Raw genomic sequence first — 24,810 nt, 5'->3', positions numbered from 1 at the left:
CGGCGGCACCCGTTCGGGTCAGGTCACACCGTGCGGGCGACCCCCGCGTACACCGGCACGATGCCCTCGGCCTGAGCCGCCACGTCCTCGGGGCCCGGCCGCCAGCCGGAGACCGGGATCACGCCGGGGCCGAGCAGCTCCAGGCCGTCGAAGAAGCGGGAGAACTCGGCCAGGGAACGCGGATAGAACGGTGTGCCGCCGGCCCGGAAGTGCTCGGCGGCCCGGGCGATGGCCTCCGGGCTGAGGTCGGGCGTGACCTGCGACAGGATCAGGAAGCTGCCGGGCACCAGCTCGGCCACGTACCGCTTGAGCAGGCCGTAGACGTCGTCCCCGTCGGGGTCCTCGCTCAGGTAGTGGGTGAGCGCCACCAGCGAGAGCGCGACCGGCTGCGAGAAGTCCAGGGTCTCGGCGGCGAGCCGCAGGATGGTGTCGGGGTCCCGGACGTCGGCGTGCACATAGTTCGTGGCGCCCTCGGCGGTGCTGTGCAGCAGCGCCTGCGCATGCCTCAGGACGATCGGGTCGTTGTCGGCGTACACGACCTTGGCGTCCGGGGCGACCTCCTGCGCCACCTGGTGCAGGTTGGGCTCGGTGGGGATGCCGGTGCCGATGTCCAGGAACTGGCGTATCCCGGCCTCGGCGACCGTGCGCACCGCGCGGTGCATGAACCGGCGGTTCGCGCGGGCCCCGCGCACCGCCGTGCCGTCCGTGGCGAGGATCCGGCGGGCGAGCTCCTCGTCCACGGGGTAGTTGTCCTTGCCGCCCAGCCACCAGTCGTACACCCGCGCCGGATGCGGCCGGCTGGTGTCGACGGCGGTGGGGGCGGCTTCGGATCCGGTCATGGGGTGTCTTCTCCTCGGTGCTCGACGGGTTCGCTCGGGAGTCGTCGGATGTGGCCGGAAGGCGGCCCGCGCGGCTCAGTAGCCCGCGCGGCGCTCCAGCAGGATCTTCTTGGTGCGCTCGGCGGACGCGGCGCGTGCCGTCATGTGGTCCAGGACCTCCAGGTGCGCGGAGACCTCCGCGCGGGAGTCCAGGTACAGGGCGCCGGTCAGGTACTCGGTGAACGCCATGTCCGGCAGCTCCGGCTCGGCGAAGCGGAACAGCGAGAACGGCGCGTACGTCCCCGGGTGCGGGCCGGCGGCGAACTCGGCGACCTGGAGGGTGACCCGGTCGCGCTCGGCGAACTCCAGGAGCTTGTCGAGCTGTTCGCGCATGACCTCGCCGCCCCGGCCGACCGGACGGCACAGCACGGTCTCGTCCATGATCACCCACAGGTGCGGCGGATCGGGCCGCTCCAGCAGCTGCTGCCGTGTCATCCGCAGCGACACATGCCGCTCGATGGTGTCCGAGCCCTGCTGCGCGATGGTGCCCGCCTCCATCACCCCGCGCGCGTACGCCTCGGTCTGCAACAGCCCGGGCACGAAGTGCGGTTCGTAGGAGCGGATGATGCGGGCGGCGCCCTCCAGGCTCACGTACATGCTGAACCAGTCCGGCAGGACGTCGTGGAACCGCTGCCACCAGCCCGGTCGGTTCGCCTCCTCGGCCAGCGCGACGAAGGCGTCCGCCTCCTCCTGCGAGACGCCGTACGCGGACAGCAGCAGCTGCACGTACGGGATCTTCAGGGCGACCTCGGCCATCTCCATACGCCGCACGGTCGCGGGTGCCACGCGCAGGACCTTGGCGGCCTCCTCGCGTTTGAGGCCGACGGCCTCCCGCAACTCCTGCAGTCGCTTGCCGAGCACCACCTGACCCACGGTGGGCGCAGGCCGCCGCTCACTCACGCCACGCCTCCCCTACGCGCCGAAGTACGCAGGGCAGTGTGTCATGTTCCGCTGTCGGTCTCACCGGATCGACGGTGAGGCGCTCGCCACGCCGGGCATTACCCCGGGGGTAATCGACGCCGGCGGCCGCCGACGGGATCGTGGTGACAACGGGTTCCGGGCCGGCGCACTCCGGTCCGGCACCCGGGTCCGACATCCGTCCCTGCCCCGACTCGACCTCGCCGGAGGGTGATTCGCCATGTCCGCCACCCAGCTGTCCGCCCTCGCCCGCACCACCGACCCGCACACCGCGCTGCGCCGCTTCCTCGCCCTCGACGCGGTCGTGACCGGCGCCAACGCCCTCGCCTACCTGGCCCTCTCCGGTCCGCTGGGCCGCCTGTTCGGGGTCGACCGCGCGCTGCTGCTCGCCCTCGGGGGGTTCCTGGCGGTGTACGCGGCCGCCGTCGGCCTGCTGGGCTCGCGGGCCCGCCCCGCCACGCTGCCGGTCCAGGCCGTCGTGGAGGCCAACCTCGCCTGGTCCGCCCTGAGTTGTGCCGCCCTCGCCCTGTGGCTTTCCCCGACCGTGACGGGCGCCGTGTGGGGCGTCCTCCAGGCGCTCACCGTCGCCGGGTTCGCCGTCCTCCAGTACGCCGCCCTGAGGGCACGTCAGGACACCAGTGTCTGAAGGTACTTGACCGTCGCCGGGTCGGCCGGGAGGAACGTCTCGATGGCCAGCTCGGCGACGGTCACGTCCATGGGGGTGTTGAACGTCGCGATGGACGAGATGAACGACAGCACCCGGCCCCCGATCTCGATCTGCATCGGCAGCGCGAAGTAGGGGACGTCCTCCAGGGGTTCACCGGGGCCGGTGTCGGGCACCGGATAGGCCGCCACCTCCTCGTACAGCTCCCGCAACGGCCGCGAGCGGTGCAGCGCGATCTGCCGTTCCATCTGTGCCAGCAGATGCCCGCGCCACTCCCGCAGGTTGCGGATCCGGGGTGCCAGACCCTCTGGGTGCAGGGTCAGCCGCATCGCGTTCAGCGGCGGTTCGAGCAGCGACTCCGGCACACCGTCCAGCAGCATCAGGATGCCCCGGTTGGCCGCGAGCACCTGGTACGTCGCGTCCAACACCAGGGCCGGATACGGCTCGTAGCCCTGGATCAGCCGCTCCATCCCCGCCCGCACCGCGTCCAGCGCCGGGTCGTCGAGCGGGGTCTCGGAGTAGCGCGGGGCGTAACCGGCCGCCAGCAGCAGGGCGTTGCGCTCCCGCACCGGCACGTCCAGGTGCTCGGCCAGCCGCAGCACCATCTCCTCGCTCGGCCGGGAACGGCCCGTCTCGATGAAGCTGATGTGCCGGGCGGAGGAGTCGGCACGCAGGGCCAGCTCCAGCTGACTGACCCGGCGCTGCTCCCGCCAGGCCCGCAGCAGGGGGCCGACGCCCGTGTCGGCCTTGTCGGCGGCAGTGGTGGTCATAGGAGGACCGTAGACGACGAGGGGGCGGGACCGGGAAGCAGGCCGTGGACGAGGAGGGGCGGGCCGGCGGAGCAGGGCGTGTACGACGAAGGGGCGGGCCCGGAAGCAGGCCGTGCACGGCGAGGGGGCGGGCCAGCGGGGCAGGAGGCAAGGCGGGCCCTTCTGACCAGGGCTCCGGCGGGTCCCGTGTGGCAGGCTGAAGGGGAACCCGCAGCCCAGGAAGGAGCGACCCCATGCCCGTTGAACCGCTGTCGCAGAAGGAGATCGAGGACCGGCTGGCGGAACTGCCGGGCTGGTCGCTCGACGGGGACCGCCTCGCCCGCTCCTACCGCCTCTCCTCGCACTTCGCGGCCACGGCGATGGTCGTCCACATCGCCCAGGTGCAGGAGGAACTCGACCACCACTCCGACCTCACGCTCGGCTACAACACCGTGTCCCTGACCGTGAACACGCACAGCGTGGGCGGCGCGGTGACCGAGAAGGACTTCGAACTCGCGCAGCGGGTGGAGGCGCTCGCCCCCGGCCACGGAGCCCGGTGAGGTGCTGGACTACGACAAGGAGGCCGACGCCTACGACGTCAGCCGCGGCGGCGAGCCCCGCGCCGCCGCGGCCGCCGACGCCGTCCTCGGCCCCGTCCCCGACGGTGCCCGCCGCCTCCTCGACGTGGCCTGCGGGACCGGCATCGTCACCCGGCGGCTGGCCCGGGCCCGGCCCTCGCTGCGGGTGGCGGGTGCCGACCTGACGTACGGCATGGCCCGGATGGCGGCCGCCCGACTGCCCGGCGCGATCGTGCTCGCGGACGGCCGCCGACTGCCCTTCCCCGACGGGGCGTTCGACGCGGTGACCAGCGTGTGGCTGCTGCATCTGGTCGACGACGACGCCGACGACGTGCGCAGCATCGTCGCCGAGTGCGCCCGGGTGCTGAGACCCGGCGGGGTGTACGTGACCACCGTCGACAAGGCCGCCGCGCACGACGTCGGCAGCGACATCGACGCCGTCCTCGCCCCGCGCCCGCGCCGGCCCGCCCCCGACGCGGCGCCCCGGGTCGAGGCGCACGCCGCGGCCCAGGGCCTGGTCGCCGCCGGGCGGGCAAGCTTCCCGGGCCGGGGCCGCAGTCCCCGGCGCACCGCCGCCGACCTGCGACGCGGCTGGTTCACGCTGCTCCCGCCGGGCGACCCGCGGACGGAGGACTTCGCCGTACGCCTGGAGGCACTGCCCGATCAGGACCGGCCGCGCGCCGACCCGGTGTTCGCGCTGCGGGCGTTCAGGAAGTCCGAGTGAAGTCCATGACCCAGTTCGTCAGCCAGGTCTGCCCGCCGTCGCGTGAGAAGGCCTGCTCCCAACGGGCCCCGGTGACGGAGCAGTCGGACCAGACGAACCGCACGCGCACCTCCTCGCCCCCGTGGGTGTCGTCGCCGTAGAACTCGCCGCGGTCGCCCTCGAACCGCCCGACGACCGGCGGGTCCACCGAACCGCCGCGACTGGAGGCCCAGTTCAGCGACCACTGCCCGCTGTCGTGGTCGAAGAGCCGCAGGGTCGCGCCCTTCGCACCGAGGTGCGGCATGTCGATCTCGTCGATGTTCGCCGCACCGTCGAACAGCGGCCGGCAGCTGCTGGTCCCCGGGAACTCCTCCCAGTCGCTGCCCGGGTCGAGGAAGTCGGTGCGACGGCGGTTGTGGACCTGCCAGTCGCCGTGGAAGAAGTCGAAGTCGTGGGCGCTGCTCATGAACGGTCCCCCGTGGTTCCGGCGGGCAGAGAGTCGGCCAAGTAGGCGTCCAGGTCAGGGACTTCGGGCGCCAGCAGGTGGCGGACCCAGGCGTCCCGCTCGTGCAGGATCGGCGGCAGCTCCCAGACGCAGCCGATCCAGGGCAGGTCGGGCCTGACGAAGTGGGTGGGGTCGTCGTCCGGGCAGCCGAGCACGGGCTGACCGGCGGCGGCGCCCCGGAAGTGCAGGACGTTGTCCCACACCCAGCTGTACGCGTTGAGGTAGGCGCCGTCGTCACCGCCGCGGTGCAGCACCACGAAGGTCGCGGGCGGTGTGCCGTCCGGCTCCGGCAGCAGCTCCGGAAGGATCTCGTACGCCGCCTTCGCCACGTCGGGGGCGATGCCCGCGGGGTCGGAGGTGACGTGGTAGCGCTTGATCCGCCGGCCCGCCACCTCGATGGGCGGCGGGACGGTCAGGAGTTTCTCGGTGAATCCCATGGCGGGACGCTACGACGGCTTCACTGACAGCTTGTGTCAGTGAAGTCTGCGATTCTGAGACGGTGAAAGCTGGCCGCCTCGTCTCGATCCTGTTGCTGCTCCAGACCCGGGGGCGGATGACCGCCGCCCAGCTCGCCGAGGAGCTGGAGGTGTCGGTGCGCACCGTCTACCGGGACGTGGAGGCGCTGGGCGCGGCCGGTGTGCCCCTGTACGGCGACGCGGGGCACGCGGGCGGCTACCGCCTGCTCGACGGCTACCGCACCCGGCTGACCGGCCTCACCGCCGACGAGGCCGAGGCGCTCTTCCTCGCGGGGGCGCCCGGTCCGGCCGCCGAGCTGGGACTGGGCTCGGTGCTGGCGGCCGCGCAGCTCAAGGTGCGGGCCGCGCTGCCGGCGGAGCTGCGCGCGCACGCAGACCGGGTCAGCGGCCGCTTTCATCTGGACGCGCCGGGGTGGTACGCGCAGGGCGAGGAGACGCCGTATCTGTCCGCGGTCGCCGACGCGGTGTGGAACAACCGGGTGCTGCACATCGTCTACCGCCGTTGGCGCACCCCCACCGATGTCGAGCGCCGCCTGGAGCCGTACGGGCTGGTGCTGAAGGCGGGGCGCTGGTACGTCGTGGCCGGGCCGGGGCCGCGGACCTTCCGGGTCGACCAGATCCTGGAACTCGCCGCGTCCGACGAGGAGTTCGAGCGTCCCGGGGAGTTCGATCTGGCCGGCTACTGGGCGGCGTACCAGCGCGACTTCCACGAGCGGCTGTACCGGGGGGAGGCGGTGGTGCGGCTGGCGCCGGGCGTGCGCATCGCCAGAGCGGTGAACGTCCGTGAGGACACGGGCGGTTGGACCCTGGCCACCGTCCCCGTCGAGTCGATCGACCATGCCCTCGGCGAGTTCCTGCGCATGGGCGCGGACGTGGAGGTCATGGAACCGCCCGAGCTGCGCGGACGGCTCGCCGCCACGGTGGCACGACTGACCGAAATGTACGGCAACTCCGGGGCGAACGGCGGCCACTGAGGAGCGGAACCCTCCCGTCCTCACGGGCCCCGTCCGTATGTCACGGACCCGTCCGTCCTCCCAGGAGGTACGTCTCGTGCAGCACCCGCACCCGGCCCCACCCGCGCACCCAGCCCCGCACCCTCGTCCGCACCGCGGACGCGGGGCCGTCCTCCTCGCGCTGACCGCCGCCACGGCGCTGGTCGCCGCCGGACTCACCCAACTCGCCACCGGCACCGCCGAGGCCGCGACGGCCCGGCAGGTGGAGGCGCTCGACCGGGGCGTCGTCAGCGTCCACACCGACGCCGGCAACCTGGTCAGCTGGCGCTGGCTCGGCACCGACCCGAACGACGTGTCCTTCAACGTCTACCGGGCCGGGACCAAGGTCAATTCGACGCCGGTCACCGGCTCCACCAACTACTTCCACTCCGGCGCCCCGGCCCAGGCCGACTACACGGTCCGCGCGGTCGTCGGCGGTGTGGAGCAGGCCGACTCGGTGCACGCGATCCAGTTCCGCACGGGCTACAAGGACGTCCCCATCAGCCCGCCGGCCGGGGGCACCACCCCGGACGGCGTGGCCTACACCTACGAGGCCAACGACGCCTCGGTCGCCGACCTCGACGGCGACGGCGCCCTCGACTTCGTGCTCAAGTGGCAGCCGACGAACGCCAAGGACAACTCCCAGTCCGGCTACACCGGCACCACGGTCCTCGACGGGATCAGGGTCGACGGCACCCGGCTGTGGCGCATCGACCTGGGCCGCAACATCCGCTCCGGCGCCCACTACACCCAGTTCCAGGTCTACGACTACGACGGTGACGGCAAGGCCGAGGTCGCCATGAAGACCGCCGACGGCACGAAGGACGGCACCGGCGCGGTCATCGGCAGTTCCTCGGCCGACCACCGCAACTCCAGCGGGTACGTGCTGTCCGGCCCCGAGTACCTGACGATGTTCAACGGCCAGACCGGCAAGGCGATGCAGTCCGTCGACTACGTCCCAGGCCGAGGCACGGTGTCCTCCTGGGGGGACTCCTACGGCAACCGCGTGGACCGGTTCCTGGCAGGCACCGCGTATCTGGACGGCTCCCGGCCGTCACTGATCATGGCGCGCGGTTACTACACCCGCACGGTGATCGCGGCCTGGGACTGGCGCGACGGCCGGTTCACCCGCCGCTGGACCTTCGACACCACCTCCTCCACCAACTCCGGCAAGGGGTACGACGGTCAGGGCTCGCACAGCCTCTCCGTCGGGGACGTCGACAACGACGGCAGGGACGAGATCGTGTACGGCGCGATGGCCGTGGACGACAACGGCAACGGCCTGTGGACGACCAGGACCGGCCACGGCGACGCCCAGCACCTCGGCGACCTCGACCCGTCGACCGCGGGCCTCGAGTACTTCAAGGTCTCCGAGTCCACCTCCCAGCCCGCCGAGCTGTACATCAACCCCGCGACGGGCGCGGTCCGTTGGAAGCTGGCGGCCTGCTGCGACAACGGCCGTGGTGTCGCCGGGGACATCTACGCCGGCAACGACGGCGCCGAGGTGTGGTCGGCGTCCGACACCGCCATCCGCGACGAGGGCGGCGCAACGAAGGGCCGCGAACCCTCGTCGGTCAACTTCCTGTCCTGGTGGGACGGCGACACCACCCGCGAACTCCTCGACGGCACCCACATCGACAAGTACGGCACTTCCTCCGACACCCGTCTGCTGACCGGTGCGAGCGTCCACTCCAACAACAGCACCAAGGCGACGCCGTCCCTGTCCGGCGACCTCTTCGGCGACTGGCGTGAGGAGGTCGTCTGGCCGACGTCCGACAACACGGCCCTGAGGATCTACTCCACCCCCTACGAGACCACCACGAAAATCACCACCCTGCTGCACGACACCATGTACCGCACGGCCCTGGCCTGGCAGAACACCGCCTACAACCAGCCCCCGCACCCCAGCTTCTTCATCGGCGCCGGGATGGCGACGGCACCGCGACCGACGGTCTACACGCCGTGAACACGCGTGGGTGCGCGCCCTCCCGGAGGCCGCGCACCCACGCGCCGGTCAACTGAATGCCCCGCTGGTCCTGGGGCGGAGAAGGGGGCGTGTACCGCGGTCGGCACGCGCCCCCGGTCCTCAACTCACCGTGCAGGTCTGGTCACCCAGCTTGAACGCCGTGGGTTTGGTGTTCGTGCCCGACCAGGTGCCCGTGAAGCCGAAGCTCACCGACGCGCCCGCCGCCACATTGCCGTTCCAGTTGAGGTTCTTGGCCGTCACCGCCGCGCCCGACTGGGTGTGCTCGGCGTTCCACAGCTGCCCGATCCTCTGGCCGTTCGGGAAGGACCAGCCGAGCGACCAGCCGCTCCAGGGCTTCGAGCCCGTGTTGCTGAGCTGGACGTCCGCCTGGAAACCGCCCGACCACTGGTTCGTGATCTTGTACGTCACCGCGCAGGCACCGGTGGGCGTCGGGTCGGTGCCCCCGCCCGTGTCGGAGGAGTCGCCGTAGATCACGCCCCGGCCGTTCGTTGCCACGTAGACCCGGCCGTACACGCGCGGGTCACCGGTGATCGCGCCACCCGTCCAACCCCACTGGTGGGCGTCGTCGTTGATGCGCGTCCAGGTCGAACCCTGGTCCGTGGAACGGAAGATGCCCCGCACGCCGCCGATCTTCGCGCTGGTGTACAGCGTCTGGTACGACGACCCCGTCGCCGCCTTCCCGAAGCCGATGGTGTCCGCCTGCTCGACGCCCGCCAGCTTGGTGAAGGACGTGCCGCCGTTCGTCGAGTGCCACAGCCCGTACGCGCCGTCACTCGCACCGCCCGCCAGCCATACGTCGCCCTTCGCTCCGGGCAGCGCCTTGAAGCGGACGCTGTCGCCGCTCGGCAGCCCGGTCGCGGCCGAGGCGGTGAAGCTCGCGCCGCCGTCCGTACTGACGTAGAACTTCCCGGACTTGAAGCCGTAGAAGGTCTTCGGATCGACCCGGTCGGACTCGACGATCGCACCGGCGGGGATCCCGCTCGACGCCGCCCACGAGGAGCCGAAGCCCGTCGTGTACTGCACCCCGGTGCCCGCCGGGCTCCACACGAAGCGGCTGCCGTCGGAGGCCGCCGCGACTGTGCCACCGCCGCTGACCCCCGAGGGGTCGGTGCCGCCGAACCAGTTGGCGCCGTTGTCCGTCGAGAACGCGATGTGCGGGCCGGAGTCGAGGTCGCCGACCCGGACCACCGTGTTCGGATTCGTCTCGGCGAAGTCCAGGCTCGTCGTCGTGGTGAAGTTGGGCTGGGTGTACATCATCGCCGGCACCTTGGTCAGGTCCGTGTGCCGGAAGCCGCCGATGTCCCCCAAAGCGCTGAAGAGTTGGGCCCCGCCGGACGGGGGCGCGGCGAGATCGGTGACGGCGGTCTCCTCCAGGCCCTGCACCATCGGCTTGATGGTGAACTGGCTGCCGGAGTCCCAGTTCGTGAGGTTCTCCGTGCCGTAGACCGTCGCGCCCGTGCCGTACATCATCCGGTCGGAGTCGAACGGGTCGATCTCCAGTGCCTCCGTCATCCAGCCCAGCTTCGGCGCCTCTTCGGGCGGCGAGGGGTTGGCGCCCCAGGTCAGCCAGGGCGATGAGGAGACGTCCATCGTGTAGCGGTTCGAGCGGGTGGGATAGGACGTGTAGTCCCAGGCGCGCGTCCAGGTGGCGCCGCTGTCGGTGGAGCGGAAGATCTGGGTGTCCGGCCACCAGGAGCTGTAGGCCGTGGCCATCAGCGTGCCCGGGTCCTGCCGGTCGACGGTCAGCCCGCTGAAACCGTAGTACGTGTCGGCCTCGGCGACCGGGCTGATGTCGGTCCAGGTGCCGGTCGCGGTCGCGTACCGCATCAGCCGGCCCTTGCCGCCGTCGTAGGGGCCGCCCTTGTCGCTGTAGGCGAGGTACAGGTAGCCGTTGACGGTGTCCAGCACGCCCTTGTGCGCGAGGTACCCGGTCGGCTGCCCGGCCAGCCGCGACCAGCTCGCCCCGCCGTCCGTGGAGCGGTACACCGCGTTGTCCTTGTCGGCCACCCCGACGTAGATCGTCTGTGTCGCGCTGCCGGAGCCGCCGGTCCGCTCGTCGAAGGTGACCCAGACGATGCCCTGGTTGTCGCTGGCGTAACCGGAGGTGTCGCTGGGGTCCTGTACGTAGGTGCCGACGTTGGGGAAGTTCGTCACCTGCGACCAGGTCACCCCGGAGTCCGTGGACCGCCACAGGCCCTTGCCGCTGGGCGCGCCCAGGTAGAGCACGCTGTTCTTGTTGGGGTCGATCGCCAGCCGCTCACCCATGCCGCGTCCCGGCATGTTGCCGCCGAGCTTGAACGGCAGGTCCGTTTTCGCCCAGCTGGCGCCCCGGTCGGAGGAGCGCAGGATCGCCCCGTTGCCCGGGTCCCAGCTGTTGGTGTAGGTACCGACGGCCGCGTACACCCTGTTGGGGTTCACCGAGTCGGTGGCGATGCTCGCCACGCCGGTGTGCCCCCAGTCGTTCCAGCCGACCGAGTCCAGCAACGGGGTCCAGGTCTTGCTCGACTGCTGCCAGCGGTAGGCGCCGCCGATGTCGGTGCGGGCGTAGGCGAGGTTCTTCTCGCTGCGGTTGAAGACGATGCCGGGGACGAATCCGCCGCCGTCGATCCGGACGTTCTTCCAGCTGTAGGTGTCGGCGGCGAGGCCCGGCTTCGCGCTGTCGGCGGCGAGTGCGGGCGGGGTGCCCGCGAGCAGGCCGGCCGCGAGCGCCAGCGCGGCCGTGAGGATGCGTGTTCTTCGCACGGGGGGTCCTTTCCGGGGACGTGCGGGGGAGGGGAAAGTGCGAATAGCAAGCGCTTACCAGGTGCGGTGAGAGGTGCCGGGCGACCCCCAGTGCGGGAGGGGGCCGCCCGGCGAGTCGGCCTCGCCGTCAGGTGGCGAGACCTCGTACGCGGGCTCTTAAGCGGTTCCGCGGAACGAGCGGTGCCTGTCCCGCGCCCCGGAAGGGGCGCGGGGAACTGCGTGACCAGCCACAACGGACCCGCAGTCGGACACGGCCCGCCCCGCGGAGCGCTTCGCGGGGGCTATTCGAGAAGCTCCGCGTACGACCCCATGGCCATGGCGATGTCCGCCTGGGCCCAGAACCGGTGATACGTGAACGACGGCACCGCGCCACCCTTGAGATACGCCTCGATCTTCGACCAGGCCGGGTCGTTCTTGTAGAAGGACCGGATGGACTCGAAGGTGGACGAGGAGTTGATCGCGTCGCCGTTGGGCATGGTGCCGGTCCAGCCGCTCGGGATGGACACCGTGTCGTCGAACCGGTTGTAGTCGGCCCGGTTCTCCGGCACGGCGATGCCCAGAGCGTCCTGGTAGTTGTCCCACATGCCGTCCAGCAGCGCCTTCGCCGTGTTCGCGGCGGCGGTGTCACCGGAGCGGTCCGCGTAGTACGTCAGGGTCTTGGCGTACGCGGCGGCCACGCCCACGTCGTTGGTGTAGTCGGCGACGGTGACGTGAAGCCCGCTGTTGGCACCGGGACTTGACGGGTTCCAGGTGTCGGGCTGGCCCGACCACTGGAGGGTCGAGGGGATCTGGTAGGTGCCGTCGGGGTTGATGGTGGTGTGGTCGAGCGCCCAGTCGACCCACTTGTCCAGGACGGTCTTCGCGGCCGCGTTGCCCGTCTGCTGGTAGTACTCCGCCACCCGCTCCATCGACCACGCCTGGAAGCCGAACCACTGGTTGGACGGCGGGTCGTGGTAGACGGGCTGCTGGTCGTAGTACATGCCGTAGAAGGTCGACTTGCCGGCCGGCGGGGTCGCGTAGCGGCCCGCCCAGCTGTTGGTAGCACCGCCCGCGATGGCGCCCTCGTTGGACTGGAGCCAGCGGTAGAACTCGATCTGCCGGGTCAGCGAGGTGCCCCAGTCCGCCGCGCCCGTCGCCGACTTGGGCTTCAGGTCGGCGTAACTGCTCAGGGCGTACGCGGCCATCGGGTTCTGGTAGCCGCCGTGCGCGTGGCTGGAGCCGATGCGCCAGGCCCAGCCCGCCGAGGTGTCGGTGGCGCCGCCCCAGGCGTAGTACCAGGACAGCAGGTACATCGAGGCGTCCTTGCCGGTCCCGGCCGGGCAGGTGGACGGACCGACGCAGTTGCCGATCTTCTTGAAGTACTTGTCGTACATCGAGTAGCGAAGGTAGTCACCCATCTTCGCGGCCTTGGCCACGGTCGCGGAGATCTGGCTGCCCTTGCCCTGGGCGTCGGCCCACTTGTCGGCCCAGTAGGCGGCCTGCACGGCGCGGGCGTCGGCGTCCGGGGCGTTGGTGAACTTCCACTGCTTGGCGTACGAGGAGTCACCGGTGAACAGGTCCAGGTAGCCGTTCTTGCCGCCGTACTTGAAGGCGTCGCAGGTCGGCTGCGGAACCGTCTCCCACACCGACTCCTGCGCACCGCGCTGGAAGGTGTTGATGTACGACGGGCCGGTGTCCGTCGGACCCGCCTCGCACTTGCCGGGCGAGTTGCCGAAGCCGTAGACGTTGTCCACGTCCTGGAGCCAGTGCATGCCGTAGATGTCGTCCGTGCCGTACGCGGACTTCAGCTCACCGGCGATCGGGTCCGACCCCACCGGCACCCCGGAGTCCAGCTTCGCCGGGTACTCGTTGGGCGTGTCCAGCTCGGGGGCGTAGGTCGCCGGCTTGGAGGCGTTGTAGAAGGAGTTGGTCGGCTGGTCGGCGTGCGTGGGGATCATGTACTTCTCCATGATCTCCCAGGCACCGTTGAACTTCGCCCAGTCGCCGGTCACCTTGCCGTACATGGCCTGCAGCCACAGCAGGTAGCTGTACGCCTCCGAGGTGGTCTCGTGACCGTGGTCCGGAGCCTCGACGATCAGAGTCTCCACCGAGTGATACGGGATGCCCTCGGGGGAGAAGTAGCCGTTCGCCGGGTTGGTGATCTTTCCGTACAGCTCCAGGAAGCGGGCGTCGTACTCACCCGCCGCCTCGATCTGGGTGACCGTCACCGACGACTTCGCGTGACCGGTGGCCGTCGACTCGAAGGTCGCCGCGCCGGTGCCGGAGGCGGCGGCCGTGATGGTGACGTTCTGGGCGGTGTTCCAGTTCGACGGGGTGAAGGTCAGGGAGGCCCCGCCGGTCACGGACAGGCCCGTGTTGCCGCTCGTGCGAGCGGTCGTCACCGTCACGTTCGCGGACGGCTGGGTCGACAGCTTCACGCCGAAGGTGCCCGTCTTGCCCTGCTGCACGGCGAGTTGGGTGGCCGAGGCCACCACGGCGGGACCCGAGGCGACCGTGATGCCGACCGGTGTCGAGGACGCCGAGGCGCCCAGGCTGTCGTACGCCTTCGCGACCAGCGAATGACTGCCCACGGTCAAGCTTGCGGCCGAGAGCGAGTACGGCGAGGTCGTGTCGGTGCCGAGCAGCGTGGTGTCGTCGTAGAACTCCACCTTGCTGATCGTCGCCCCGTCCGCGGCGGCGGCGGTCGCCGCGAGCGGGACGGCGCTGCCCTGCGTGTAGACCGCGCCCGCGGCCGGGCTGGTCAGCACCGTGATCGGTGGCTGGTGGGCGCCGGTGCAGGAGGTGCCGTTGATCGCGAAGGAGGTCGGAGCGGCGTTCGTGCCGCTGTAGCTGAACTGCGCGCCGGTGGAGACCCCTGCGCCGGCCGCGATGTTCGCGTTGTACGTCGCGTTCTTCACCGTGACGGTCTGACCGGACTGGGACCAGGTGCCGTTCCAGCCGTTGCTCAGCTTCTGGTTGCCCGCGTAGGCGTAGGTGAGGGTCCAGCCGTTGATGGCGTCCGTACCACGGTTGGTGATCGTCACGTCCGTGGTGAAGCCGGAGCCCCAGTCGTTGGTCTTGTAATCGACGCTGCACTGAACTACCGCTGCCTGTGCGGGAGTTGAACCCGTACTCAGCATCGTGATCGGCAGTGCCAGGGCGGCCGCGATGGCCGTCCACAAGCGCCGGGCAGTCCGGCGTCTCTTTCTGGGGGGCATGTGCTGGTCCCTCCTTGCGGCTCGGAGAAGTCAAGGCTTGAACCAGTGGGAGCGCTCCCATAGTGAGGACACGGGTGTGAGCGGTCAAGATGTTTGAAGAGTCGAAACGATTCGACGAACGTGACTGAGGAAAAGTCAAGCGACTCCTCTGTTCTTTGCTGTCGCTTGGCGCTAGCTTCAAAAGCACCAGTGGGAGCGGTTCCATCAGTCGACGCGTCCGTCACGGCGCGCTGAACTGCAAGGAGTCGCTCATGCGACACCCCCCGCGTTCAGTACTTTTAGCCGTCGGCGCCGACGTGACCCCGCTCGGGTCCGTGACGGCCACCGACAACACCGCCGTTGTGCGCAGTTGGAGCCCCGCCTCCGACCTGATGGGCGGTCAGAAGCTCGACCAGGACCGGAACGCCGGGTGCAAGCTCGCGGACGCCGACGGCACCACCCGACGTCCCCTCGGCGTCAACCGGTCCGGCGGCGAGTGCCGTTGTGTGCCGGGCAACGGTATCCGGGGGGCCGCTCCTCCGGACCAGCCCTGATCTCCCCTTACGACGGTACGCCGACGACGTACGGCATCGGGCTGCGCGCTCACCCGCGCACCCTGCACGGACAACCCCTCTCGCACGACCGAGATCCGAGAACCTCGCAACCGAGAAGGAAACCCCCACTCATGAGTCGTACCAGAACCGCGCTCCTCGCAGCCATGGCGCTGGTCGCCGGGGCCTCCGGGACGGCGCTGGCCGTCAACCCCGCCGACGTCGGGGCGGCCGCCGTCCCCTGCACCGTGGACTACAAGATCCAGAACGACTGGGGCTCCGGCTTCACCGCCGCGGTCACGATCACCAATAACGGCGCCGCCAAGTCCAGTTGGGCGGTCAAGTGGTCGTACGCCGGCAGCCAGAAGGTCACCAGCGGCTGGAACGCGAAGATCACCCAGAGCGGGACGGCCGTCACCGCCGCCAACGAGAGCTACAACGGCACGCTCAGCACGGGCGGTTCGACCAGCTTCGGTTTCCAGGGCACCTACAGCGGCACCAACGCGATCCCGGCCACGTTCACCCTCGACGGGGTGACCTGCAACGTCGACGGCGGTGGCGGCCCCACGGACCCGCCGCCGGACCCCGGCACCGGCTCCCGGGTCGACAACCCGTACAGCGGCGCCAAGATGTACGTGAACCCGGAGTGGTCCGCCAACGCCGCCGCCGAGCCGGGTGGCAGCCGTATCGCCAACCAGCCCACCGCGGTGTGGCTGGACCGGACCGCGGCCATCAACGGGGTGAACGGCGGCATGGGAGTGCGCGCCCATCTCGACGAGGCGCTGCGGCAGAAGGGCTCCGGCGAACTCGTCGTCCAGTTCGTGATCTACAACCTGCCCGGCCGGGATTGCTCCGCACTCGCCTCCAACGGCGAGCTCGGCCCGACGGAGATCGACAAGTACAAGACGCAGTACATCGACCCGATCGCCGCGATCTTCGCCGACCCCAAGTACGCCTCGCTGCGGATCGTCACCACGGTCGAGATCGACTCGCTGCCCAACCTCGTCACCAACACCGGCAGCCGTCCGACGGCCACCCCGCAGTGCGACGTCATGAAGGCCAACGGCAACTACCAGAAGGGCGTGGGGTACGCCCTCAACAAGCTCGGTGACGTGCCCAACGTCTACAACTACGTCGACGCGGGGCACCACGGCTGGCTCGGCTGGGACGACAACTTCGCCCCCAGCGCGGCCATCATGAAGGAGGCGGCCACCACCGAGGGCGCCACCGTCAACGACGTCCACGGGTTCATCACCAACACGGCCAACTACAGCGCCCTGAAGGAGAACAACTTCACCATCAACGACTCCGTGGGCGGCAAGTCCGTGCGCGAGTCCAAGTGGGTCGACTGGAACCGGTACACCGACGAGCTGTCGTACGCCCAGGCGTTCCGGAACCAGCTGGTGTCGATCGGCTTCAACTCCGGCATCGGCATGCTGATCGACACCTCCCGCAACGGCTGGGGCGGCACCGCCCGGCCCGCCGGCCCGGGACCGATGACCGACGTCGACGCGTACGTCAACGGCGGCCGCTACGACCGTCGAATCCACGTCGGCAACTGGTGCAACCAGTCCGGAGCCGGCCTCGGTGAGCGTCCGAAGGCGGCCCCCGCCGCCGGGATCGACGCATACGTGTGGGTGAAGCCCCCGGGTGAGTCCGACGGTGCGAGCTCGGCCATCGACAACAACGAGGGCAAGGGCTTCGACCGGATGTGCGACCCGACGTACACGGGCAACCCGCGCAACGGCTACAGCCTGTCCGGCGCCCTGCCCAACGCGCCGCTGTCCGGCCACTGGTTCTCCGCGCAGTTCCAGCAGCTGATGCAGAACGCGTACCCGCCGCTGCCGTAAGCGGCTGACCGCCGGGGCCCGGACTTCCCCCACGCCGGGCCCCGGCGGACCGCGTCCTGGACGTTTCCAGGAAATCCACACCCCCGCTTTTTGCCGCCTCGGCAACAGTACTGGCCTCCGCACGGTGCGTCGGCGCACGCTGGCCGCACCCGGACGAGAGGCTGACCCCATGGCGCACGATCACCACGACCCTCACGGCAAGCACGATCACGACCACGAGGACCGGCCCGGTCACCACCACGACCACACCGACATCGACTGGGCCGAGATGGCCCCGCTCCTGGAGGACCAGGCGGAGCTGTACACCCCGCTGTACGAACGGGCGACGGCATGGCTCGCCAAACGGCAGACCGAACCCGGGCTCGTCGTGGACGCGGGCAGCGGACCAGGCGTCGTCTCGTGCCTGCTGGCCGAGACCTTCACCGGTGCCCGGATCGTCGCCGTCGACAGCTCCGAGCCGCTCCTGGAGCGGGCCCGCGACCGGGCCGGCCGCCTCGGCGTCGCCGACCGCTTCGGCACCCTCGCCGGTGAACTGCCCGGCGTGCTCGACGACTTGGACTACCCGGCCGACCTGCTCTGGGCCAGCTGGAGCCTGCACCACCTCGGTGACCAGCGGGCCGCCCTCGCCGCGTTCGCCGACCGCCTCGCCCCGGGCGGCACGCTGGCGCTGCTGGAGGGCGGCCTGCCCACCCGGTACCTGCCGCGGGACATCGGCATCGGCCGCCCGGGTCTGCAGGCCCGGCTCGACGCGGTGCACGAGGAGTGGTTCGCCGAGATGCGGGCCGCGCTGCCCGGCGCGGTCGCCGAGGTCGAGGACTGGCCGGCACTGCTCACCTCCGTGGGCCTCAAGCACACCGGCAGCCGCAGTTTCCTGCTGGACCTGCCCGCCCCGACCACCGACCGGGCGCGCACCTGCGCCGTCGCGACCCTGACCCGGATGCGCGACGTCCTCGGCGAACGCCTCGACGCGGACGACATCGCCACCCTCGACCGACTCGTCGACCCGGACGACAAGGCGAGCATCCACCACCGCCCCGACGTCTTCGTCCTGACGGCCCGCACGGTGCACACGGCGGCCCGCGCGGCCTGAACCGTCAGCCGCGCCCCGTCCGGGGCGGGGCGGGGCAGAACCGTAGGCAGCCCGCCGATCCCGACGCGGACGGGACCGTCAGCAACGACCCGGCCGGGCGTACACGCTGACCCGCGCGCCCTGCACCCGGCGGGTGCCGCACTCCACGAAGTGGTCGGCGAGCGCCCGCCGTTTGGCCTCCTCCTCGGCGGTCCGGTCCAGCGGCTGACCCGCCGGGTCCCGCACGACGACGATGCGGGTCGCGGCCGGCACACGGTCCAGGACTCCGGCCGCGGACACCTCCACGCCGTACAGCGTGTGCGAGGCGGCCGGCCCACGGTCGAGGGCCAGGTCGCGCAGTCCGCGGAAGGCGGTCGGGTCCACCAGCGACCACACCCGCCGCCGGGCGGGCAGGTACAGCACACCGTCCGCGTCCCGCCCGGCCGCGCGGACCGCCGCCGCCACGGCGGTGACGTCGTCGGTACGGCTCTGCGGGGTCCGCAGATCAAACGCCACGGGCAGCGTCACGAGCACGGCCGCACCGGCGGCGAGCACGGCCCCCGCCCGGACCCTGCCCCGCTCCCGCAGCAGCCGGTCCAGAGCGGCACCGGCCAACAGAGCGGTGCCGGCATGGCCGTAGAGGACGTAACGGTCCACGTAGAGCGGCTGGAGCGGGGTGGCGAGGAGGAGCAGGAACGCGGGGAGCACGAGCAGGGGCAGGGCGAGGGCGGTCAGCGCACAGCGCCCCACGAGCGCCGCGCAGACCACCCCCGACAGGGTCACACCGGCCAGCCCCAGGAGCGCGCCCGTGCCGACGCCGCCGATCCATGCCACCTGGTCGGACTGGCGCATACTGACGGCGACCAGGGGGCCGAGGCAGACGCAGACCGCGGCCGCCACCCGCAGGCCGGTGCGGCGGGCCTGCCGGGGGAGAGCCAACAGGTGCGCGGGGAGCGCGAGCACGGCGAACTCGTGCAGCAGACAGGCCGCCAGGACGACCGTGCCGTAACCGGCCCACCTCCGGGGCGACCGTGTCCCGACCGCGCGCACCAGCAGGTAGGACGCCATGACCACCAGCATGCAGACGACCGCATACGATCTGCCTTCCTGCGCGTACCGCTGCACCGGCGGCAGCAGCGCGAACACCGTCCCCGCTAGCACCCCCACTCGTGCCCCCGCCAGCCTGCGGCCCAGCCGCGCCAGTGTCCCGGCGGCGACGGCGGTCGCCAGCACCGACGGCAGCCGCAGCACCAACAAGGGGTCGGCGTCGCCGAACAGCCGGAACAGGCCGTGCAGCAACAGGTAGTACAGGCCGTGCACGGCGTCCGCCTGCGCCAGGGTCGCCCACAGGTCCGGCAGCGAGCGGTGCGCCATGTCGTACGACACCGCCTCGTCCCGCCACATGCTGCCGCCGCGCCGGACACCCCACAGGCCGAGGGCGAGGGAGAGCCCGGCGGGCGGAAGCACCGTCGGGTACACGGGCGGGCGCGGGGCGTCGGCCGTGCGCGGCAACCGTGCGGGTGGCGGAACGGGTCTGGAGGAGTGTGTGGTGACGATGGCCGGCTCCAGGGCTCGGAATGCGCTGCGACGCGCTGCGGTGCGGTGACGTGCGGTCGTGCACCTCTGAGTCCAGAGGCCGACGGATTGATGGGCAGCCCGGGTACCGGGTGCCGATCAATCCGTGGGGCGGCTTCGGCGGGGAGAGGACGTCATGAGCGAAGGGGATGTGCGTGGGGCGCCGTGAGAAGCCGCTGGATCCGGGGCGGGGAGCCGTGCAGCGGTTCGCGTACGAGCTGCGCAAGCTGCGCGACGAGGCGGGCACGCCGACCTACCGCGCGATGGCGGAGCTGGCCGGGTACTCCGGGCCGACGCTGTCCGCCGCCGCTGCCGGCGAGCGGCTGCCGACACGGCCCGTGGTCCGGGCGTACGCCGTTGCGTGCGGGGGTGACCCCGAGGAGTGGGAGCAGCGCTGGAAGGAGGCCCTCGCCGCGGAGGGTGACGCACGGGTGTCCGACGGGCCGGACGACGACCCCGGCCCCTACCCGGGACTCGCCCGCTTCGACGCCGACGACGGGGAGAACTTCCATGGACGCGGCGAACTCGTCGACGCCCTGGTGCGGTTGACCGGCCGGACGCGGATCAGCGCCGTCGTGGGAGCGTCGGGGAGCGGCAAGTCGTCCTTGCTGCGCGCCGGACTGATCCCCGCCCTGCGCGAGGCGGAGATCCCCGGACCGCGCCCCGCCGTCATCCGCCTCCTCACCCCCGGCGCCCACCCCGCCCGCACCCACCAGGCCCTCTTCACCCCGCACCCCGGGCCCGGCGACACCCTCCTCGTCGTCGACCAGTTCGAGGAGCTCTTCACCCTCTGCGCCGACCCGTCCGAACGGGACCGCTTCCTGGGGCAGGTGCTCGGCGCCGCCGATCCGTCGGCCCGGCTGCGGGTCGTGTTCGCGGTCCGGGCCGACTTCTACGGCCGCTGCGCCGAACACGGCCCGCTCTCCGAGGCCTTGCGCGACTCCACCCTGCTCGTCGGGCCGATGACGCCGGCCCAGCTGCGGCAGGCGGTGGTCCGACCGGCCGTGGCCCGCCGTGTGGTCGTCGAACGAGCCCTGACCGCCCGGATCGTCGCGGACGTCGCCGGTGAGCCCGGCGGCCTGCCGCTGATGGCCCACGCGCTGCGCGAGGTCTGGCGGCGCCGCGCGGGCAGGACCCTCACCCTCGCCGCATACGAGGCGGTCGGCGGTGTCCAGGGTGCTGTGGCCCACACCGCCGAACACGCCTACGCCGCCTGCGCCCCGGCCGAGGCGCGTGCCCTCCGGGCCCTGTTGCTGCGTCTGGTGAGCCCCGGCGACGGCACCGAGGACACCCGACGGCCCCTCGACCGCACGGAGCTCGACACCGACGACACGACCGACCGCGTCCTCGAACGGCTCGTCGGCGCGCGTCTGTTGACCGTCGACGGTGACACGGTCGAACTCGCCCACGAGGCACTGATCACCGCGTGGCCCCGGCTGCGCCGCTGGGTGGACGAGGACCGCGACCGACTGCGCCTGCATCGCTCCCTGACCGAGGCCGCCCGCGCCTGGGCCGAGTTGGAACGGGACGCGGGCGCCCTGTACCGGGGGGTGCGGCTCGCGGAGGCGCGGACGGCTTTCGGCGGCGGTGGGCATGAAGGGGCGTCGAGGCAGCACGAGTTGAGTCGCCTGGAGCGAGACTTCCTCGCCGCGAGTGTCGCCTCGTACGAGCGCGGTCGGCGCGCCGGAGTCAGGGCGGCGCGGCGGCTGCGGGCACTCACCGGGGGGCTCGCGGTGCTGCTGTGCCTGACCGTGGTCGCCGGTGCCACCGCCTGGCGGCAGAGCGACGTCAGCGCGCGGCAGCGGGACGAGGCCGAGGCCCGCGGGGCGGCCGCGCTCTCCGCCGGACTGCGCGCCGGGGATCCCCGTACCGCGATGCGCCTCGCCCTCGCCGCCTGGCGCACCGCTGACCTGCCCGAGACCCGGGAGGCCCTGCGCACCGCCGCCGCCCAGAGCGAGCAGGACGTCTTCACCCAGCCGGAGGAGGGCGGCCGCGCCCTCAACGCGCCGGCCTGGCTCAGCGGGACCGGGCGGACCCTGACCACGGTCGTCCACGACAAGGTCGTTCAGTGGGACGTGCGCACCCACAGGCGTATCCGCACCGTCGAGCGGCGCGGGCTGTCGGAGAACGTGCTGGGCGTCGCCGGGAACGGCCGGTACGTCGCCCACCGGGACGCCGACGGCACACACCTGCTGGTCGACGGGCTGGTCGACGGCGGCACCACCCGGCTGCCGATCAGGACGCGCCTCGACACGGATGTCAGACTCGGGGACAGCGGACGGACGGTGCTCGTCCGGCGGCGGGAGCCGGGCGCCGAGGACGGGCGGGCGACGCTCGAACTGTGGGACCTGCGCCGGCAGCGGCTCGTGATGCGGTACGACCGGGGCAGCGACGACGGCGCGATGCCCGTGCTGAGCCGCGACGACCGGCACATCGCCTGGTGCGACCGGGACGGCGCGCGCCTGCGCGTCCTGGACGTCGCCCACGAGCGCCTCGTCACCGGACGGGCGCCGCGGGCCACCCAGCGGGCCGTCTGCCAGGGCGAACTCACCTTCACGGCCGACCAGCGGGCCGTTGCCTCCGGTACCCCCGGCGGGATCGTCACCTGGGACTTCCACGCGGCCCGCGAACGTCCTCTCCTGCCCCTGGACGGTGGCGCGCACGCCGTGGAGTTCACCGGCGACTATGCCCTGACCTGGGGCGCGGGCACCGTCGCGGTCTGGCGCACCGACCTCCCGGCGCCGGCGGACGACAGCCCTCGGGAGCCGCTGTTGACGTACCCGGTGGCGGCCTCCAGCCTCGGCGACTTCCGGCTGGACCCTGCCGAGAACGTGCTGCGCTACCGCGAAAGTGGGCGCACCAGCGTGGTCCACACCCTCTCCCTGCACGGGCTGACGGATCACCGTCGGCGCGAGCGGCCGACGCCCGACACGACCCCGAGCGTCACGGTCGCCGGTGAGGAGGTCGTCGCGGTCGACCCCACGGGCCGCGGGGCGCTCACCGCCGAGGGCACGCTCGTCGACCCCTCTACGGGCCTTCCCCGCAACGGAGTCAGGGGCGTCACGGGAGAGGACGTCCTCACCCGCGCCGGCTTCAGCCCCGACGGCCGGTATCTGGCCGCCGCCGACCCTCAGGGCCGCCTCACCCTGTGGGACGCCCGCGACTGGCAGCGCCTCGCCGTCCTCAGCGGATCAGGCTCGCCACGGCACCCGACGACCCTGGCCTTCTCCGCCGACGGCTCACTGCTCGCGGCCACCGCCCCGGACGGGGCCGTGCGGGTGTGGGAGACGGCCACACCCGCCCTTCCCGCGGCCACCCTGCGGGTCGGGGACGGCCCGGTGCGCGCTCTTCGATTCACCGGGAACGGGGAAAGGCTGCACATCTCGACGGCCCATGCCGCCGACCGGGTCGCGGAGTTGGCCCCCTCACGAGCGGCGGACCGCGTGTGCTTCCGGGCGGAGGGTGGTCTGACCGTGACGCAGTGGCGACGCTACTTCCCCTCGGCGAAATACCGTGACACCTGCGGCACTTGACTTCGAGAACGCTCCAAGTGATCTACTCCCCGACATCCGCGGGAGACCGGCATCCGCAGGAGACCGGCAGCCGCGTGACATCGGCAGCCGCGGGACAACGGCATTCGCGGGGAACCATCACCCGCGGTACATCACAGGGGGCAACCATGACCGACTCTCCGGTCGCACTCGTCACGGGCGGCGGCAGTGGTATCGGTGCCGCGGTCGCGCGCCAGCTGCTCGATGCCGGGTATCGGGTCACCGTCACCGGGCGCGGCGAGGAGCGGCTGCGCGGCTTCGCGGAGGAACTCGGTGACCCCGAGGGGCTGTTGACGCTCGTCGGTGACGCCGCGGACTACGACAGTGTGCGGTCGGCGGTGGACCGTACGCTCGAGGAGTTCGGTCGGCTGGACACCGTCGTCGGCAACGCGGGCATCGCCACCCACGACTCCGTCGCCGAGGGGGACCCCGCCGGCTGGACCGAGATGGTGCTGACCAACGTGCTCGGCCCGGCGCTGCTCATCCGCGCCTCCGTCGACGCCCTCAAGGAGACCCGCGGCCGGATCGTGCTGGTCGGCAGCGTCGCCGGGTTCGTGCCCACGCCGGGGAACATCTACGGCGCGACGAAGTGGGCGGTGACCGGCCTCGCCGAGAACACCCGCCGCCAGGTCACCGAGTGGGGCATCGGCGTGACCCTCATCGCCCCCGGCCGTGTCGAGACGCCGTTCTGGGACAGCTACGGCAGCCTCCCGCCCGGCCATCTCCTCACCGCCGACCAGCTCGCCGACTCGATCGTGTGGGCGATCCGGCAGCCCGAGGGGGTCGACGTCAACACCGTCGTCGTACGGCCGATCGGGCAGCCCAACTGACGGATGCGGGGCCGGCCGGACATCCCGGCCTCGCGCCACCCGCCCCCAGCACGAAGGCCCGGCCGGTGTAATCACCGCCCGGGCCTTCAAGTGCCGTGCCGTCAGGCCGCGTTGAACGTCGACGGGTCCGGGCCCAGTCGGCGGTCCTCGTTCAGCGCGCTGATCGCCGCCAGGTCCTCGGTGTCCAGGGCGAAGTCGAAGACCTCGATGTTCTCCTTGATCCGGGACGGCGTCACGGACTTGGGGATCACGATGTTGCCCAGCTGGAGGTGCCAGCGCAGGACGACCTGCGCCGGGGTGCGCTCGTGCTTCCGGGCGATGGCCACGACCGCCGGGACCTCCAGGAGGCCCTTGCCCTGGCCGAGCGGCGACCAGGCCTCGGTCGCGATGCCCTGCTCCGCGTGGTACTCGCGGGCCGCGCCCTGCTGGAGGTGCGGGTGCAGCTCGATCTGGTCGACGGCCGGGACGACGGACGTCTCGGCGATCAGCCGCTCGAGGTGCGCGGGCTCGAAGTTGGACACACCGATGGCCCGGACGCGGCCGTCGGCCTGGAGCTTCTCGAACGCCTTGTACGTCTCGACGTACAACTCCCGCTCCGGCGTGGGCCAGTGGATGAGGTACAGGTCCACGTAGTCCAGGCCGAGCTTCGCCAGCGAGGTGTCGAAGGCGCGCAGCGTGGCGTCATGGCCCTGGTCGCTGTTCCAGAGCTTGGTGGTGACGAAGATGTCCTCGCGCGGGAGACCGGAGGCGGCGATCGCCTTGCCGGTGCCCTCTTCGTTGCCGTAGATCGCCGCTGTGTCGATGCTGCGGTACCCGGCCTCCAGAGCGGTGCTGACCGCCTGCTCGGCCTCGTCGTCGGGCACCTGCCAGACTCCGAAGCCCAGCTGGGGCATCTCCACGCCGTTGTTGAGGGTGATCGAGGGGACCTTGCTGCTCACGAGCTCTTGATCCTTAACGTTGTCGACAGGTGGTACTCCCATCGTCAACGATCAGCGGGCCCGATGCATTCCTGACCG

Annotated in this window: 19 protein-coding genes; 10 read left to right on the top strand and 9 right to left on the bottom strand. The window is 71.5% G+C overall.

The genetic code is table 11. From position 1 onward, the window contains the following. Positions 1–23: 23 nt before the first annotated feature. Both ACZ56U_RS00215 and ACZ56U_RS00210 read right to left on the bottom strand, forming a co-directional pair. The gene (locus ACZ56U_RS00215; protein WP_469081753.1) at positions 24–839 is read right to left on the bottom strand and encodes an SAM-dependent methyltransferase; all 816 of its coding nucleotides are present in this window, start codon (positions 837–839) and stop codon (positions 24–26) included. Between the two features lie 75 nt (positions 840–914). Beyond that, positions 915–1,778, bottom strand: coding sequence for a helix-turn-helix domain-containing protein (locus ACZ56U_RS00210; protein WP_469081752.1), 864 nt, complete (start codon positions 1,776–1,778; stop codon positions 915–917). A 238-nt stretch (positions 1,779–2,016) separates the two neighbouring features. On the opposite strand from ACZ56U_RS00210, the gene ACZ56U_RS00205 reads away from it, so the two are divergent. After that, a complete protein-coding gene (locus tag ACZ56U_RS00205) occupies positions 2,017–2,442 on the top strand; it encodes a hypothetical protein (protein WP_469081751.1) in 426 nt (141 codons plus the stop codon). Here ACZ56U_RS00205 and ACZ56U_RS00200 read toward each other — a convergent pair. Continuing rightward, positions 2,424–3,230 (bottom strand): helix-turn-helix domain-containing protein, encoded by an 807-nt coding sequence (locus ACZ56U_RS00200; RefSeq protein WP_469081750.1) that lies wholly within the window; start codon positions 3,228–3,230, stop codon positions 2,424–2,426. The genes ACZ56U_RS00205 and ACZ56U_RS00200 overlap by 19 nt on opposite strands. Before the next feature lie 233 nt (positions 3,231–3,463). Between ACZ56U_RS00200 and ACZ56U_RS00195 the strand changes: the two genes are divergently transcribed. Together ACZ56U_RS00195 and ACZ56U_RS00190 are read left to right on the top strand one after the other, a co-directional pair. Next, entirely contained in the window at positions 3,464–3,769 is a 306-nt protein-coding gene (locus ACZ56U_RS00195; RefSeq protein ID WP_469081749.1) for a 4a-hydroxytetrahydrobiopterin dehydratase, read from the top strand. A gap of 1 nt (position 3,770) precedes the next feature. Next, positions 3,771–4,511: a class I SAM-dependent methyltransferase gene (locus ACZ56U_RS00190; protein ID WP_469081748.1), complete on the top strand. Its 741-nt coding sequence runs from the start codon at positions 3,771–3,773 to the stop codon at positions 4,509–4,511. Here ACZ56U_RS00190 and ACZ56U_RS00185 read toward each other — a convergent pair. Both ACZ56U_RS00185 and ACZ56U_RS00180 read right to left on the bottom strand, forming a co-directional pair. Continuing rightward, entirely contained in the window at positions 4,495–4,956 is a 462-nt protein-coding gene (locus ACZ56U_RS00185; RefSeq protein ID WP_469081747.1) for a hypothetical protein, read from the bottom strand. The genes ACZ56U_RS00190 and ACZ56U_RS00185 overlap by 17 nt on opposite strands. Further along, positions 4,953–5,432 carry a hypothetical protein gene (locus ACZ56U_RS00180; protein ID WP_469081746.1) on the bottom strand — a complete coding sequence of 160 codons (480 nt, stop codon included), beginning with the start codon at positions 5,430–5,432 and terminating at the stop codon, positions 4,953–4,955. The genes ACZ56U_RS00185 and ACZ56U_RS00180 overlap by 4 nt, the downstream gene beginning before the upstream one ends. 62 nt (positions 5,433–5,494) lie before the next feature. Here ACZ56U_RS00180 and ACZ56U_RS00175 point away from each other — a divergent pair, with 62 nt between their 5' ends. Together ACZ56U_RS00175 and ACZ56U_RS00170 are read left to right on the top strand one after the other, a co-directional pair. After that, complete coding sequence (locus ACZ56U_RS00175; protein WP_469081745.1) at positions 5,495–6,445, top strand: helix-turn-helix transcriptional regulator; 951 nt, start codon at positions 5,495–5,497, stop codon at positions 6,443–6,445. Positions 6,446–6,521: 76 nt separating this feature from the next. Continuing rightward, positions 6,522–8,429: a rhamnogalacturonan lyase gene (locus ACZ56U_RS00170; protein WP_469081744.1), complete on the top strand. Its 1,908-nt coding sequence runs from the start codon at positions 6,522–6,524 to the stop codon at positions 8,427–8,429. Between the two features lie 120 nt (positions 8,430–8,549). Here the strand turns inward: ACZ56U_RS00170 and ACZ56U_RS00165 are convergent, their stop codons facing one another. Beyond that, on the bottom strand, positions 8,550–11,192 hold the full coding sequence (locus ACZ56U_RS00165; RefSeq protein ID WP_469081743.1) for a cellulose binding domain-containing protein: 2,643 nt from the start codon (positions 11,190–11,192) through the stop codon (positions 8,550–8,552). Positions 11,193–11,473: 281 nt separating this feature from the next. Next, positions 11,474–14,389, bottom strand: coding sequence for a glycoside hydrolase family 48 protein (locus tag ACZ56U_RS00160; protein ID WP_469081742.1), 2,916 nt, complete (start codon positions 14,387–14,389; stop codon positions 11,474–11,476). 251 nt (positions 14,390–14,640) lie between these two features. Between ACZ56U_RS00160 and ACZ56U_RS00155 the strand changes: the two genes are divergently transcribed. The 3 genes from ACZ56U_RS00155 (at position 14,641) to ACZ56U_RS00145 (ending at position 17,859) form a co-directional block, all read left to right on the top strand. Continuing rightward, on the top strand, positions 14,641–14,922 hold the full coding sequence (locus tag ACZ56U_RS00155) for a hypothetical protein (protein WP_469081741.1): 282 nt from the start codon (positions 14,641–14,643) through the stop codon (positions 14,920–14,922). A gap of 131 nt (positions 14,923–15,053) precedes the next feature. Next, complete coding sequence (locus ACZ56U_RS00150) at positions 15,054–16,769, top strand: glycoside hydrolase family 6 protein (RefSeq protein WP_469081740.1); 1,716 nt, start codon at positions 15,054–15,056, stop codon at positions 16,767–16,769. Positions 16,770–16,938: 169 nt separating this feature from the next. After that, positions 16,939–17,859 (top strand): class I SAM-dependent methyltransferase, encoded by a 921-nt coding sequence (locus tag ACZ56U_RS00145; RefSeq protein ID WP_469081739.1) that lies wholly within the window; start codon positions 16,939–16,941, stop codon positions 17,857–17,859. Between the two features lie 78 nt (positions 17,860–17,937). On the opposite strand, the gene ACZ56U_RS00140 is transcribed toward ACZ56U_RS00145, so the two are convergent. Further along, positions 17,938–19,317, bottom strand: a complete 1,380-nt coding sequence (locus ACZ56U_RS00140; protein WP_469081738.1) for a glycosyltransferase family 39 protein — start codon at positions 19,315–19,317, stop codon at positions 17,938–17,940. Between the two features lie 251 nt (positions 19,318–19,568). Here ACZ56U_RS00140 and ACZ56U_RS00135 point away from each other — a divergent pair, with 251 nt between their 5' ends. Together ACZ56U_RS00135 and ACZ56U_RS00130 are read left to right on the top strand one after the other, a co-directional pair. Continuing rightward, the gene (locus tag ACZ56U_RS00135; RefSeq protein ID WP_469081737.1) at positions 19,569–22,946 is read left to right on the top strand and encodes an nSTAND1 domain-containing NTPase; all 3,378 of its coding nucleotides are present in this window, start codon (positions 19,569–19,571) and stop codon (positions 22,944–22,946) included. A gap of 146 nt (positions 22,947–23,092) precedes the next feature. Continuing rightward, positions 23,093–23,794 (top strand): SDR family oxidoreductase, encoded by a 702-nt coding sequence (locus ACZ56U_RS00130; protein WP_469081736.1) that lies wholly within the window; start codon positions 23,093–23,095, stop codon positions 23,792–23,794. Positions 23,795–23,895: 101 nt separating this feature from the next. Here the strand turns inward: ACZ56U_RS00130 and ACZ56U_RS00125 are convergent, their stop codons facing one another. Further along, the gene (locus tag ACZ56U_RS00125; protein ID WP_469081735.1) at positions 23,896–24,732 is read right to left on the bottom strand and encodes an aldo/keto reductase; all 837 of its coding nucleotides are present in this window, start codon (positions 24,730–24,732) and stop codon (positions 23,896–23,898) included. Between the last annotated feature and the right edge of the window lie 78 nt (positions 24,733–24,810).

The organism is Streptomyces sp. NPDC034103 (assembly GCF_055575395.1).
Note: the sequence above shows the minus strand (reverse complement) of the source record. Positions and strands in the feature narration are given on the sequence as shown.

Excerpts from the sequence above, each read along its gene's own strand:
- ACZ56U_RS00180 (WP_469081746.1), bottom strand. The coding sequence starts at position 5,432 with ATGGGATTCACCGAGAAACTCCTGACCGTCCCGCCGCCCATCGAGGTG.
- ACZ56U_RS00155 (WP_469081741.1), top strand. The coding sequence starts at position 14,641 with ATGCGACACCCCCCGCGTTCAGTACTTTTAGCCGTCGGCGCCGACGTG.
- ACZ56U_RS00185 (WP_469081747.1), bottom strand. The coding sequence starts at position 4,956 with ATGAGCAGCGCCCACGACTTCGACTTCTTCCACGGCGACTGGCAGGTC.
- ACZ56U_RS00195 (WP_469081749.1), top strand. The coding sequence starts at position 3,464 with ATGCCCGTTGAACCGCTGTCGCAGAAGGAGATCGAGGACCGGCTGGCG.
- ACZ56U_RS00130 (WP_469081736.1), top strand. The coding sequence starts at position 23,093 with ATGACCGACTCTCCGGTCGCACTCGTCACGGGCGGCGGCAGTGGTATC.
- ACZ56U_RS00215 (WP_469081753.1), bottom strand. The coding sequence starts at position 839 with ATGACCGGATCCGAAGCCGCCCCCACCGCCGTCGACACCAGCCGGCCG.
- ACZ56U_RS00150 (WP_469081740.1), top strand. The coding sequence starts at position 15,054 with ATGAGTCGTACCAGAACCGCGCTCCTCGCAGCCATGGCGCTGGTCGCC.
- ACZ56U_RS00200 (WP_469081750.1), bottom strand. The coding sequence starts at position 3,230 with ATGACCACCACTGCCGCCGACAAGGCCGACACGGGCGTCGGCCCCCTG.
- ACZ56U_RS00205 (WP_469081751.1), top strand. The coding sequence starts at position 2,017 with ATGTCCGCCACCCAGCTGTCCGCCCTCGCCCGCACCACCGACCCGCAC.
- ACZ56U_RS00160 (WP_469081742.1), bottom strand. The coding sequence starts at position 14,389 with ATGCCCCCCAGAAAGAGACGCCGGACTGCCCGGCGCTTGTGGACGGCC.
- ACZ56U_RS00145 (WP_469081739.1), top strand. The coding sequence starts at position 16,939 with ATGGCGCACGATCACCACGACCCTCACGGCAAGCACGATCACGACCAC.